Annotated in this window: 16 protein-coding genes; 10 read left to right on the forward strand and 6 right to left on the reverse strand. The window is 33.3% G+C overall.

Features of this window, described 5'->3' with window-relative positions; genetic code table 11:
- Positions 1–5: 5 nt before the first annotated feature.
- A complete protein-coding gene (locus ACVCZW_RS12925) occupies positions 6–1,337 on the forward strand; it encodes a dihydrolipoamide acetyltransferase family protein (RefSeq protein ID WP_452228166.1) in 1,332 nt (443 codons plus the stop codon).
- A gap of 116 nt (positions 1,338–1,453) precedes the next feature.
- Here ACVCZW_RS12925 and ACVCZW_RS12930 read toward each other — a convergent pair whose 3' ends face one another.
- Both ACVCZW_RS12930 and ACVCZW_RS12935 read right to left on the reverse strand, forming a co-directional pair.
- Positions 1,454–2,089 (reverse strand): glutaredoxin family protein, encoded by a 636-nt coding sequence (locus ACVCZW_RS12930; protein ID WP_452228165.1) that lies wholly within the window; start codon positions 2,087–2,089, stop codon positions 1,454–1,456.
- 10 nt (positions 2,090–2,099) lie between these two features.
- The gene (locus ACVCZW_RS12935) at positions 2,100–2,723 is read right to left on the reverse strand and encodes a glutaredoxin family protein (RefSeq protein WP_452232605.1); all 624 of its coding nucleotides are present in this window, start codon (positions 2,721–2,723) and stop codon (positions 2,100–2,102) included.
- Between the two features lie 64 nt (positions 2,724–2,787).
- Between ACVCZW_RS12935 and ACVCZW_RS12940 the strand changes: the two genes are divergently transcribed.
- The 8 genes from ACVCZW_RS12940 (at position 2,788) to ftsY (ending at position 7,809) form a co-directional block, all read left to right on the forward strand.
- Positions 2,788–3,564, forward strand: a complete 777-nt coding sequence (locus ACVCZW_RS12940) for an exonuclease domain-containing protein (RefSeq protein WP_452228163.1) — start codon at positions 2,788–2,790, stop codon at positions 3,562–3,564.
- A gap of 97 nt (positions 3,565–3,661) precedes the next feature.
- Entirely contained in the window at positions 3,662–4,273 is a 612-nt protein-coding gene (locus tag ACVCZW_RS12945; RefSeq protein ID WP_452228162.1) for a fumarylacetoacetate hydrolase family protein, read from the forward strand.
- The gene (locus ACVCZW_RS12950) at positions 4,274–4,615 is read left to right on the forward strand and encodes an Hpt domain-containing protein (RefSeq protein ID WP_452228161.1); all 342 of its coding nucleotides are present in this window, start codon (positions 4,274–4,276) and stop codon (positions 4,613–4,615) included.
- A complete protein-coding gene (locus ACVCZW_RS12955; RefSeq protein WP_452228160.1) occupies positions 4,615–5,868 on the forward strand; it encodes a competence/damage-inducible protein A in 1,254 nt (417 codons plus the stop codon). Before ACVCZW_RS12950 ends, ACVCZW_RS12955 begins: the two co-directional genes overlap by 1 nt.
- Positions 5,869–5,943: 75 nt before the next feature.
- A complete protein-coding gene (gene rpmB / locus ACVCZW_RS12960) occupies positions 5,944–6,180 on the forward strand; it encodes a 50S ribosomal protein L28 (RefSeq protein WP_055445229.1) in 237 nt (78 codons plus the stop codon).
- 25 nt (positions 6,181–6,205) lie between these two features.
- Complete coding sequence (gene rpmG / locus ACVCZW_RS12965) at positions 6,206–6,388, forward strand: 50S ribosomal protein L33 (RefSeq protein ID WP_055445230.1); 183 nt, start codon at positions 6,206–6,208, stop codon at positions 6,386–6,388.
- Between the two features lie 32 nt (positions 6,389–6,420).
- The gene (locus ACVCZW_RS12970) at positions 6,421–6,573 is read left to right on the forward strand and encodes a DUF4295 domain-containing protein (RefSeq protein ID WP_452228159.1); all 153 of its coding nucleotides are present in this window, start codon (positions 6,421–6,423) and stop codon (positions 6,571–6,573) included.
- Positions 6,574–6,834: 261 nt separating this feature from the next.
- Positions 6,835–7,809: a signal recognition particle-docking protein FtsY gene (gene ftsY / locus ACVCZW_RS12975; RefSeq protein ID WP_452228158.1), complete on the forward strand. Its 975-nt coding sequence runs from the start codon at positions 6,835–6,837 to the stop codon at positions 7,807–7,809.
- Between the two features lie 70 nt (positions 7,810–7,879).
- On the opposite strand, the gene ACVCZW_RS12980 is transcribed toward ftsY, so the two are convergent.
- From ACVCZW_RS12980 to ACVCZW_RS12995, 4 genes are all read right to left on the reverse strand, one after another.
- Entirely contained in the window at positions 7,880–8,860 is a 981-nt protein-coding gene (locus ACVCZW_RS12980) for a fibronectin type III domain-containing protein (RefSeq protein WP_452228157.1), read from the reverse strand.
- A 75-nt stretch (positions 8,861–8,935) separates the two neighbouring features.
- Complete coding sequence (locus ACVCZW_RS12985) at positions 8,936–9,580, reverse strand: serine hydrolase domain-containing protein (RefSeq protein WP_452228242.1); 645 nt, start codon at positions 9,578–9,580, stop codon at positions 8,936–8,938.
- A complete protein-coding gene (locus tag ACVCZW_RS12990) occupies positions 9,581–9,751 on the reverse strand; it encodes a hypothetical protein (RefSeq protein WP_452228156.1) in 171 nt (56 codons plus the stop codon).
- Positions 9,752–9,898, reverse strand: coding sequence for a hypothetical protein (locus tag ACVCZW_RS12995; RefSeq protein WP_452228155.1), 147 nt, complete (start codon positions 9,896–9,898; stop codon positions 9,752–9,754).
- A gap of 171 nt (positions 9,899–10,069) precedes the next feature.
- Between ACVCZW_RS12995 and rimO the strand changes: the two genes are divergently transcribed.
- Positions 10,070–11,371 (forward strand): 30S ribosomal protein S12 methylthiotransferase RimO, encoded by a 1,302-nt coding sequence (gene rimO, locus ACVCZW_RS13000; RefSeq protein ID WP_452228154.1) that lies wholly within the window; start codon positions 10,070–10,072, stop codon positions 11,369–11,371.
- The last annotated feature ends 235 nt before the right edge of the window (positions 11,372–11,606 follow it).

An 11,606-nucleotide genomic window follows, 5' to 3' on the forward strand; every position in this document is an offset into this window, starting at 1 on the left:
TAGATATGGCAAGATTTGAACTAAAATTACCTAAAATGGGAGAGAGTGTTGCAGAAGCAACAATTACCTCATGGTTAAAACAGGTTGGAGAAACTATCGAAGAAGATGAAGCAATTCTAGAAATTGCTACAGATAAAGTAGATAGTGAAGTGCCAAGTGAAGTAGATGGTGTTCTAGTCGAAATACTATTTAATGTAGATGATGTTGTGCAAGTAGGACAAACCATTGCTATTATTGAAACAGAAGCTAGCGCTTCTACAGCGACTTCTGCTACCAAAGTAGAAGAAGTAAAGGAGGAAGCTTCAATGCCAGCTGTTAAGGAGGTTGCTCAAACGGTAGTTGCAGCCCAAGGAACAACTGCTACTGTAACTTCTAGTGAAGAGCGTTTTTATTCGCCTTTAGTGAAAAACATAGCGAAAAAAGAAGGAATTGCGCAGGCAGAATTAGATGCACTTCCAGGTTCTGGAAAAGAAGGACGTGTTACTAAAAATGATATTTTAACATATTTACAAAATAAAGGTACGCAACAATCTACAAGCGTGACTCCAGCACAATCTAATGGTGTAGCAGTTACAGCTAGTAAAGGTGCAAAACCAAAAGCAGAAGCTGCTCCGGTAGTAGTTAGTGGAGAAGATGAAATTATAGAAATGACCAGAATGGGCAAATTAATTGCACATCACATGGTAGAGTCTGTGCAAAAAAGTGCGCACGTACAAAGTTTTATTGAAGCAGATGTAACTAAAATTTGGAATTGGAGAAAGAAAGTAAAAGACGGTTTCATGAAGCGTGAAGGTGAAAACTTAACCTTTACACCAATTTTTATGGAAGCAGTTGCAAAGGCACTTCGTGATTTTCCAATGCTAAATATATCTTTACAAGGAGATACTATTATTAAAAAGAAAAACATCAATCTTGGTATGGCAGCAGCTTTACCAAATGGTAATTTAATAGTGCCTGTAATTAAAAATGCAGATCAATTAAATTTGGTTGGTATGACGAAGCAAGTAAATAGCTTGGCTAATAAAGCTCGCGAAAACAAATTAAAACCAGACGATATTCAAGGTGGAACATATACAGTAACTAATGTTGGTACTTTTGGAAGTATTATGGGGACTCCTATAATTAACCAACCACAAGTTGGTATCTTAGCTTTAGGAGCAATACGTAAAATGCCTGCAGTTATAGAAACTCCAGAAGGAGATTTTATAGGTATTCGTTACAAAATGATTATGTCACATTCGTATGACCATAGAGTGGTTAATGGAGCGCTTGGAGGTCAGTTTGTAAAAGCGGTTAAAGATTATTTAGAAGCTTGGGATTCAAATCGCGAGATCTAATAAAAAGGATAGATGTCATTCCGAGTATAACGAAGAATCTCATATTTAAATTATAAAATATATTAATAGAAAAGCACCATTTTAAAATGGTGCTTTTTTTATAGACTTAATTTATTCTATTTATAATGTTCTTGCAGCGTTTCAATTAATTGCTTTTGTGTTTTGATATTTGTGTACAGCGAATCATCCATTTTTAAAACTGGTGCGTGCGTTTTATAATTTACCTTGTTGTTTTTAAATTCTTTAATTAGGAGCACTAAATAAGTAGAATCTTGATCGATATTAAACTCTTTATAATTTATTTTATTATTTGCCAGAACGTCCTTTGTTTGGTTACATAATAAACAATTGTCTTTAGTAAATAACGTCACTGTTTTAGCTTTTAAAGATTTATCTATTTTAAAATTTAAACCGGTATCATCTTTTTGCATCGCTAAATCAAAGCTAACTTCATTTACAACCAAAGTATATTTGTAACTAGGTTCTGTGTTTACAAGTTTAACAAGCGTTATCATTCTAATTTTAGAATGTGCAGGAATATTTTTTATAATTGGTCTTGCACTACTTCGTCGATAACCAATAGCGTCTACTTTTAAAAAAATATCATACGCAATATCATTTGTGTTTATGGCAAAAAGCTCCACGCGTTTTCCGGTTACTTTTTCTTGTATACTAACAAATTCATGTTCGTTTTGTGCAGTGGTAGCTATCGTAAAGAGTAGCGTAAATACACTAAAAAATATAAGTTTCATTACTTGTAAATTAAAAATGATTCTTTAACGCTTTAATCAATTTGTCTCTGCTTTCTAATCTATTGTAAATAGAGTCTTCCACTTCTATTATAGGAACAAGTGACGTTTTATCATTTTTTCGGTTTAAAAGCTCTTGTTGTATTTTCTGATAGTACTCTTTGTCTTCATCTATATTATAAATGGTATGTACAATATTATTATCGCTAAATAATTTAATAGTGCTTTCGCATAAACTGCAATAGTCTTTCACAAAAATAATAACTGGTTTGTTCTTTTTGTTTTCGTCAAAAGTGAAATCAATTGCATTGGCTACTTTTTCCGTATCGTGTCCAATTTCATTAACTATCATGCCGAAAGTAACGTTAGAATCATCAGAGATTCTAATTAGCGAAGCCATTTTCACTTCCGATTTAGCAGGAACCGCTTTTGTAACCATGTTTTCAGCGGATTTTCTAAACCCAACAGCATTGATTTTTATGAAAACCTCATAATCCGTATTGCTTGAATTAACGGCGTAAACATCTACTCGTTTCCCTTTTTCCTTTTTTTTAATAGAAATATGTGCATGGTTATTTTGTGCAAAACTGAATGCGGAAACAAAAAAGAGTAGAAAATAAAATGTAGTTTTTTTCATTATTAGTTATGGATTAAAAAATAAATATAATAAAAAGTATATTTGCATAAACCATTCCAAACTAATGAATTTAAATTTAATAAAACCAATTTGTTTTTTCGACTTAGAAACAACAGGAATTAATATTTCAAAAGACAGAATAGTAGAGATTTCTATTTTAAAAGTTTTTCCTGACGGAAAGCAAGAAAGTAACACTTGGAAAGTCAATCCGGAAATGCATATTCCAGAAGAAGTAACGTTAATTCACGGTATTTCTGATGAAGATGTAGCAGATAAACCAACCTTCAAGGAGCTTGCAAAAGAGATCCATAATGTAATTAAAGATTCCGATTTAGGAGGGTTTAATTCGAATCGTTTTGATATTCCCCTTTTAGCTGAAGAAATGCTTCGTGCAGATATGGATTTTGATATGAAAAATAGAGCCTCTGTAGATGTGCAAACCATTTTTCATAAAATGGAACAACGTACACTAGTTGCCGCATATAAGTTTTATTGCGATAAAGATTTAACAGATGCGCATAGTGCAGAAGCAGATACAAATGCAACCTTTGAAGTTTTAAAAGCACAAATAGAAAAATATGATGAGCTAGAAAATGACACGAAGTTTCTTGCCGAATTTAGCTCTCGTAAAAAGTTTGCAGATTTTGCTGGATTTCTTGCTTTTAATAAAAAAGGAGAAGAGTGTTTCTCTTTTGGGAAACATAAAAATAAACGTGTTGTAGATGTGTTAAAGGATGAACCTGGTTACTTTGGTTGGTTGCTAAATGCTGACTTTCCGTTGTATACAAAAAAAGTGCTTACAGCAATAAAGTTAAGATCTCTAAATAATAAGTTAGGCTAATTGTTATTCCTGCGAAGTTGGGAATTCATATGAAGCCGCATCGTAATTTAAAAATAAGATTCCCATTTTCATGGGAATGAAAAATTAAGAATTTACCATGAAATTAATCTGTATAGGAAGAAATTACACAGACCATATTAAAGAACTGGAAAATGAAAAGCCAACAGATCCTGTGGTTTTTTTAAAACCGGACACTGCTATTTTACTAAAAAAGCAACCGTTTTTTATTCCAGATTTTTCACAGGATGTGCATCACGAAGTAGAAATTCTAGTGAAAATCAATAAAGTGGGAAAGCATATTCAAAAAAAGTTTGCACATAAATATTATGATCAAATCGGACTAGGAATAGACTTTACAGCGCGTGATTTACAGAAGCAATTAAAAGAAAAAGGCTTGCCTTGGGAGAAAGCGAAATCCTTTGACGGAGCAGCAGTAATAGGGGATTGGTTAGATAAAACGCAATTTCCAGATGTAGATAATTTAAATTTTTCACTTCAAAAAAATGAAACCCTTGTACAGCAAGGAAATACAAGTCATATGCTTTGGAAAATTGATGAAATTATAGAATATGTGTCAAAATATTTTACTTTAAAGATTGGAGATATTATATTTACGGGAACTCCGGCAGGAGTTGGCAAGGTCATTGCAAATGACAAACTAGTAGGATGTATAGAAAACACGCAAATGTTTTCAATAACAGTAAAATAAATGGAACAACATTACAAATTATTTCGAGTACGTGAACTAGCAGAAGGAGATGAAGAGTTCATTAATATATTAGCACAAACTTTTTTAGAAGAGGTTCCTGCAGATGCGCAAGTTTTAAAAGAGTCTGTAGAAAACAACAACCATCTTGCAACATATCAAGTTGCGCATAAGATGAAACCAACTATAGATATGTTCGAGTTGGGAGTTTTGGAGGACTTGATAGAAGTGCAAGACTGGGGAAAACATGAAAAAAAAGGGGTAGATATACTTCCTAAACTACAAATTGTACTTGCGGCAGTAAAACAAGCTTCAGACGAAATCCGTTCCGACTTTAATTTATAATGCAAGCAGAAATAATAACCATAGGAGACGAAATTCTTATAGGTCAAATAATAGATTCCAATTCCGCATTTATTGCACAGCAACTAAATAAAATTGGTGTATCTGTTTATCAAATAACTTCGGTTCAAGACGATAAAGAACATATTTTAAAGTCACTACGCGAAGCAGAAGAAAACGCAGATATCATTATAGTCACTGGTGGATTAGGTCCAACAAAAGATGATATTACAAAAAAAACCATTGCAACTTACTTTCAAGATACGCTTGTACAAAATGCAGCAGTTTTAAAGAATATAGAGCTCCTTTGGGAGAAATATATAAAGCAACCACTTACCCAAGTTAATATAGACCAAGCCTTAATACCAAGTAAAGCAACCGCTTTAATGAATACTGTTGGTAGTGCTCCAGGAATGTGGCTAGAAAAAGGAAATAAAACCTTTATTTCACTTCCAGGAGTTCCTTTTGAGATGGAAGCATTAATAGATAATGAAGTGGTACCAAGGCTTCAAAAAAAATATAAATGCCCATTTATACTGCATAAAACCTTGCTTACTTATGGTTTAGGAGAAAGTAGTTTAGCGGAAAGAATAGAAGTTTGGGAAGATAATTTGCCAAAACATATTAAATTGGCATACTTACCCAATTTAGGGAAAGTACGTTTACGTCTTTCTGCAAAAGGAGACAATAAAGAAGAAATAATAAAAGAAGTAGACGAGCAAATTCGTTTATTACTTCCGCAAATAGAAGAATATTTTACAGGTTTTGAAGATCAAGAAGAATCCTTAGAAGCTTTAATTGCAAAAGAATTAACTTTTAGTAACCAAACTTTAGCAACAGCAGAAAGTTGTACTGGCGGAAAAATAGCAGAACGTATAACGTCAATATCAGGAGCGTCATCGTACTTTAAGGGAAGCGTGGTAAGCTATGCAACACAAATAAAAATAGAGGTGCTAAAAGTGCCAGAGGAGCTTATTGCAAAACATACGGTTGTAAGTGCTGAGGTAGCAGAAGCAATGGCATTAAATGTTTTGCAACTATTTAAAACCGACTTTGCAATAGCTACAACTGGAAATGCAGGGCCAACAAAAGACGATACCGATGAAGAAGTTGGAACCGTTTTTATTGCAATTGCAACAAAAGATACCGTATATTCTCAAAAATTCACCTTTGGAAAACCTAGAATAAAAGTGATAAATAAAGCTGTAAATAAGGCTTTTGAAATGCTTCAAAAAGAAATTTTAAAAAATAGATAAGAATAAGATTGGGGAAACGTAAAGAATTTGTATATTTGCACCTCGTTTTGAAATAACAATAATACATTTAGAACAATGTCAAGAGTTTGTGAACTTACAGGAAAGAAGGCAATGGTTGGAAACAACGTGTCTCACGCAATGAATAGAACTAAACGCACATTTGATGCGAATTTAATCAAAAAGCGCTTTTTTATTCCAGAGGAAGATAAGTGGATTACATTAAAAATATCTACATCAGCATTAAAAACTATTAATAAAATAGGTATTTCTGCTGCTTTAAAAGAAGCAAGAACCAAAGGTTTTATAAAATAATAGCCGCATTTAAAAGCTTAAGAAAATGGCAAGAAAAGGTAACAGAGTACAAGTGATATTAGAGTGCACAGAGCACAAAGCAACTGGTTTACCAGGAACTTCTCGTTATATTACAACAAAGAACAAAAAGAACACTCCAGATAGAATGGAAATTAAAAAATTCAATTCTACCTTAAAGAAAATGACTGTTCACAAAGAAATTAAATAATATTCTTTTATAGAATACTAAAACTATACGTCATGGCAAAGAAAACCGTAGCATCATTACAAACATCTGCAAAAAGATTAACAAAGGCAATCAAAATGGTTAAGTCTCCAAAAACAGGAGCTTACATGTTTGTAGAGTCTGTAATGGCACCAGATTTAGTAGCTGATTTTTTAGCAAAAAAATAAGTCTACTTAAAAAAAGATATTTTAAAGCTGCTTTCTTAAAGAAAGCGGCTTTTGTTTTATATTTACATTTCAGATTAATGACAATATTTCAGTAACTTAAAAAAGGCTCAACTATTGTTATTACATTTTGGCGTTACCTAAAGGTCAGGCTTTCCGCTATATCTTTTTGCAGAAAAAGCAAAAAGTATGTCGCTGCAATCCTTAACGCAGAAATACGTGAAGCAACAACTTCACCACTAAATAACAAACAACAAAACAACGATGAGTTTTTTTAAAAAAATATTTTCTTCAGAAAAAAAAGAAACATTAGACAAAGGTTTAGAGAAATCTAGCTCTAATTTTTTAGGTAAATTAAGTAAAGCGGTAGCTGGAAAATCTAAAGTAGATGAAGACGTTTTAGATAATTTAGAAGAAGTACTAGTATCTAGCGATGTTGGCGTAAACACAACACTAAAGGTCATTACACGAATTGAAGAGCGCGTTGCCAAAGACAAATACTTAGGTACCGATGAACTAAATAAAATACTTCGCGAAGAAATTGCAGCATTATTAAGTGAAACGCATTCTGGTGAAGAAACAGAATACACGATTCCTAAATTACCAAATCAAGCAGACGGAAGTAAAACGCCTTATGTACTTATGGTAGTTGGAGTAAATGGCGTTGGTAAAACGACAACCATTGGTAAATTAGCATATCAGTTTAAAAAACAAGGATTAAAAGTAGTGCTCGGTGCAGCAGATACTTTTCGTGCAGCAGCAATAGAACAATTGCAAGTTTGGGCAGATAGAGTAGATGTGCCAATGATACGTCAAGAAATGGGAAGTGATCCTGCTTCTGTAGCTTTTGATGCCTTAGAATCTGGAGTTAACCAAAATGCAGATGTTATTATAATTGATACTGCAGGACGTTTACACAACAAGATAAACTTGATGAATGAGCTTACTAAAGTAAAGCGTGTCATGCAAAAAGTAATTTTAGACGCGCCACATGATGTACTTTTAGTATTGGATGGTTCTACTGGACAAAATGCTTTCGAGCAAGCAAAACAATTTACAGCAGCAACAGAAGTTACCAGTTTAGCAGTTACTAAATTAGATGGTACAGCAAAAGGAGGTGTGGTAATTGGTATTAGTGATCAATTTCAAATTCCTGTAAAATATATCGGAGTTGGAGAAGGTATTGAAGATCTTCAAGTATTTAATAAATTCGAATTTGTAGATTCATTCTTCAAATAAAAATAAATATCCACATATAAAAAAAGCCTTAAGAATTTCTTAAGGCTTTTTTATGTTTGTAAAATAAGGACTATTGTGCAGTAACAGTTAATGGTCCAACCCAGGCGCTATATCCATTTGTTCCACCACAATTGGCACGTACGAAAAAATCGTAAGCTTGACCAGAGATAGAGGATGCATAAGTTATTCTAACGCTATCATAGGATGTCGCTGTTAGGTTTGCAGTAGATTCATTAAATGTTGTTCCTGCTATTATGCGGGCTACTTCCCAACTATTTTGAGAGTTTGGATGTGACCATGAAAAATTAAAATACTTACTTCCGCTAGCATCGGTCCCTGTTCCATTAGATGTAAAAACAGTAGGATCCACACAATTAGGGTTTGTAGGGTTTTCTAAAGTACTATATGTAAATGGTCCTGTCCAAGTGCTATACCCACTTACATTACAACTATTACGGATATAAAAATCGTATGCCGTATCCGCATTCAATCCGTTAATTCTTTTATAACTAGGGTAGCTATCCGTTATGGTTTCTGTAGTACCATTACCAAAAGTAAATCCTTGGGTGCCATATTGTATTTGAGATCCTCCGTATTCGCCATTGGACCAAGTTAAATCAATATGTTCATGCGTTACAGAATCTGGATATAAATCAACAGCTAAATTAGTAGGTGCATCACAATAAGGATTGTTCTCTAAAGTTACAAAAGAAAAAGGTCCAGCCCAATTGCTGTAACCATTGGTCTCATTACAAAATACTCTAGCATAGAATGCGTATTGGGTTTGCGGTTGTAAATTGGTTACATCTGCATAGGTCTCTGGAATAGTTAAAGTGGTTCCATTGCCTAGACTAAATCCTAAAGTGCCATATTCTACTTGATATAAAGAAGAATTTACATTAGAGTTCCAAGAAAGTGATGCTGTTGTGTTTGTTAAATTCGAAACATATAAGCCTCCTGGTGTAGAACAGTTGTTCGAGTCTCCAGAGTCATCGCTACCGCAACTCAATATAAATAAAGAGATTGTAAATAATAAAATAATTTTTTTCATAAAAAGGTATATAAGATTTTTCAGACGCGAATATAGAAATTGCATTTAAATAAAAAAAATGGTCGCAGAAAACGGCTATTCGTTAATTATAGCGTTTATTCTTTCCCAAAGATCATTATCAAAATTAGAAAGCACAAAGTTAGATTCATCGGCAGCTTCTCCCATACGAATAACCACTAATCTTTTACTTGGGACTACATAAATCTTTTGGTCATTTTTCCCCAAAGGTGCATACATGTCGTTTGGTGCGTTCGGAATTAATGAACCCGAAAATTCAAATGGTGTAGCTTGTAAATGATAGCTTGTTTTTCCATTCAGCCACCATAAATAACCATAAGATTCATTTATGCTTTGTGAGGTTTTGGTAGCTTGGTTAAGATAATTTGAAGATACCATTGGTGTGTTTTTCCATTTTCCGTTAGCCGAAATTAATAAACCAAAACGCGCCATGCTTCTGGTATTACTCCAATACACATTTAAATCACCTAAAGGAATCCAAGCTCCAGCCATGCCGATAGGGTCTTTTAGTTTTGTATTAAAATAACTAGTCCATGTTTGACTACTTGCTTGTGCAACGACATCTTGTAATTTAAAATACACATTATGGTAGGCCCAACTTTGACCAGCATCTGCAAGGTATTGTAAGTTGGGTGGTGAAATAGCATCTCCTAAACTATCGTCCAAGCCAGAAGTCATGGTTAGAACATTTTTACAAGTTATTTAGTTTTCTTTTTCTAGGGAGGCGCTTGTCCAACCAGTTCCTAAATAATCAGATACTTTATTATTTGTATCTATTAATTCTTCCTCTTCCGCAATTCCTATTAATGTAGCGGTTAGCGTTTTTCCTGCACTTGCCCAATACCATGAAGAAGAGGATGTATACCCATTCATCTATTTTTCTACAATAATTTTTCCGTTGTAAAGCAGAATAAAACTTTTGGTGTTTTTATCTTCTAAAAAATACAATAGAGGCTGTAAGCCGTTTTCGTTCCAGCCAATTTCAGAAATAAAATTAGTTTCCCAAGTATTAGAAGCCATTGGTGGAAAATATATGGAAGTCGTATTAGGGTTCGTGTCCGCAATGAATTTATCTGGTGGTTTTAATTTAAGACTGTTAAATATATAAAAGCTTTAATTAAGGTTGTATCTTTGCAGCCTGAAAAAAGATAGTATTAATTAACGAAATTTCCACTTTCGTGGGGAATGAATATGAGAACAAAGACGCTTAAAAAAAATAAAATCAACGTTATCACTTTGGGATGCAGTAAAAATGTGTACGATAGTGAAGTGTTAATGGGGCAACTGAAAGCCAATGGAAAAGACGTTGTTCATGAAGAGGAAGGAAATGTCGTGGTTATAAATACCTGTGGTTTTATTAATAATGCGAAAGAGGAAAGTGTAAATACTATTCTGGATTTCATGCAGAAAAAAGAAGCAGGAGAAGTCGATAAAGTATTTGTTACTGGTTGTCTTTCGGAAAGATATAAACCAGATTTACAAAAAGAAATTCCTAATGTAGATGCCTATTTTGGTACTACAGAATTACCTGCTTTGTTAAAAGCTTTAGGTGCAGATTATAAACATGAGTTAATTGGTGAGCGTTTAACTACTACGCCAAAAAATTATGCGTATTTAAAAATTGCGGAAGGTTGCGACAGACCTTGTAGTTTTTGTGCCATTCCATTAATGCGTGGAAAACATAAAAGTACACCAATTGAAGAGTTGGTTATTGAAGCGGAAAAATTAGCAGCAAATGGCGTTAAAGAACTTATTCTTATTGCGCAAGATTTAACCTATTATGGTTTAGATATTTATAAAAAAAGAAACTTAGCCGAACTTTTAGAAAACCTTGTAAAGGTTGAAGGTATAGAGTGGATTCGTTTGCATTATGCATTTCCAACAGGATTTCCTTTAGATGTGTTAGATGTTATGAATCGCGAAGCTAAAGTGTGTAACTATTTAGATATTCCGTTACAGCATATTTCAGATACTATTCTTAAAAGTATGCGTCGTGGTACTACTAAAGAAAAAACGACAAAACTTATTGGACAGTTTCGTGAAGCGGTCCCAAATATGACGATTAGAACAACCCTAATTGTTGGTTATCCTGGTGAAACCGAAGAGAACTTCCAAGAATTAAAACAATGGGTTCAAGATATGCGTTTTGAACGTTTAGGATGTTTTACTTATTCACATGAAGAGAACACACACGCTTTTAATTTAGAAGATGATGTGCCGCAAGAAGTGAAAACGGATAGAGCGAACCAAATCATGGAAATTCAATCGCAAATTTCTTGGGAATTGAATCAGCAAAAAGTAGGTCAAGAATTAAAAGTAGTTATCGATAGAAAAGAAGGAAACTATTTTGTGGGTAGAACAGAATTTGATTCTCCAGATGTAGATAACGAAGTGCTTATCGACGCTACAAAAACCTATTTAAAAACAGCAGAGTTTGTAACGGTGAAAATTACAGAAGCAGAAGATTTTGATCTTTATGGTGAGGTAATTTAACTAAGAAATAAATTTTAAAAAAAAAGGCAAGCGAATAGCTTGCCTTTTTTTTGCTTTCATCCATTATTTATAGCTCTTAATTATAAATAAGTAGGTATTGCGTAGGAAATAAAAAGGATATTTTTTAATAGAAAAAAACAAGGTTTAAAATGTTGCTTTTTAAAAGCTTATAAGGTTCTCTAGTGTTTAAGGGTGCAGATGCTATATTGTAAGTATTAAAACAGAAACAAGTACT

The sequence above is a fragment of the Lacinutrix sp. MEBiC02595 genome, assembly GCF_053601555.1.

Excerpts from the sequence above, each read along its gene's own strand:
- ACVCZW_RS12925 (WP_452228166.1), top strand. The coding sequence starts at position 6 with ATGGCAAGATTTGAACTAAAATTACCTAAAATGGGAGAGAGTGTTGCA.
- ACVCZW_RS12930 (WP_452228165.1), bottom strand. The coding sequence starts at position 2,089 with ATGAAACTTATATTTTTTAGTGTATTTACGCTACTCTTTACGATAGCT.
- ACVCZW_RS12935 (WP_452232605.1), bottom strand. The coding sequence starts at position 2,723 with ATGAAAAAAACTACATTTTATTTTCTACTCTTTTTTGTTTCCGCATTC.
- ACVCZW_RS12940 (WP_452228163.1), top strand. The coding sequence starts at position 2,788 with ATGAATTTAAATTTAATAAAACCAATTTGTTTTTTCGACTTAGAAACA.
- ACVCZW_RS12945 (WP_452228162.1), top strand. The coding sequence starts at position 3,662 with ATGAAATTAATCTGTATAGGAAGAAATTACACAGACCATATTAAAGAA.
- ACVCZW_RS12950 (WP_452228161.1), top strand. The coding sequence starts at position 4,274 with ATGGAACAACATTACAAATTATTTCGAGTACGTGAACTAGCAGAAGGA.
- ACVCZW_RS12955 (WP_452228160.1), top strand. The coding sequence starts at position 4,615 with ATGCAAGCAGAAATAATAACCATAGGAGACGAAATTCTTATAGGTCAA.
- rpmB (WP_055445229.1), top strand. The coding sequence starts at position 5,944 with ATGTCAAGAGTTTGTGAACTTACAGGAAAGAAGGCAATGGTTGGAAAC.
- rpmG (WP_055445230.1), top strand. The coding sequence starts at position 6,206 with ATGGCAAGAAAAGGTAACAGAGTACAAGTGATATTAGAGTGCACAGAG.
- ACVCZW_RS12970 (WP_452228159.1), top strand. The coding sequence starts at position 6,421 with ATGGCAAAGAAAACCGTAGCATCATTACAAACATCTGCAAAAAGATTA.
- ftsY (WP_452228158.1), top strand. The coding sequence starts at position 6,835 with ATGAGTTTTTTTAAAAAAATATTTTCTTCAGAAAAAAAAGAAACATTA.
- ACVCZW_RS12980 (WP_452228157.1), bottom strand. The coding sequence starts at position 8,860 with ATGAAAAAAATTATTTTATTATTTACAATCTCTTTATTTATATTGAGT.
- ACVCZW_RS12990 (WP_452228156.1), bottom strand. The coding sequence starts at position 9,751 with ATGAATGGGTATACATCCTCTTCTTCATGGTATTGGGCAAGTGCAGGA.
- ACVCZW_RS12995 (WP_452228155.1), bottom strand. The coding sequence starts at position 9,898 with ATGGCTTCTAATACTTGGGAAACTAATTTTATTTCTGAAATTGGCTGG.
- rimO (WP_452228154.1), top strand. The coding sequence starts at position 10,070 with ATGAGAACAAAGACGCTTAAAAAAAATAAAATCAACGTTATCACTTTG.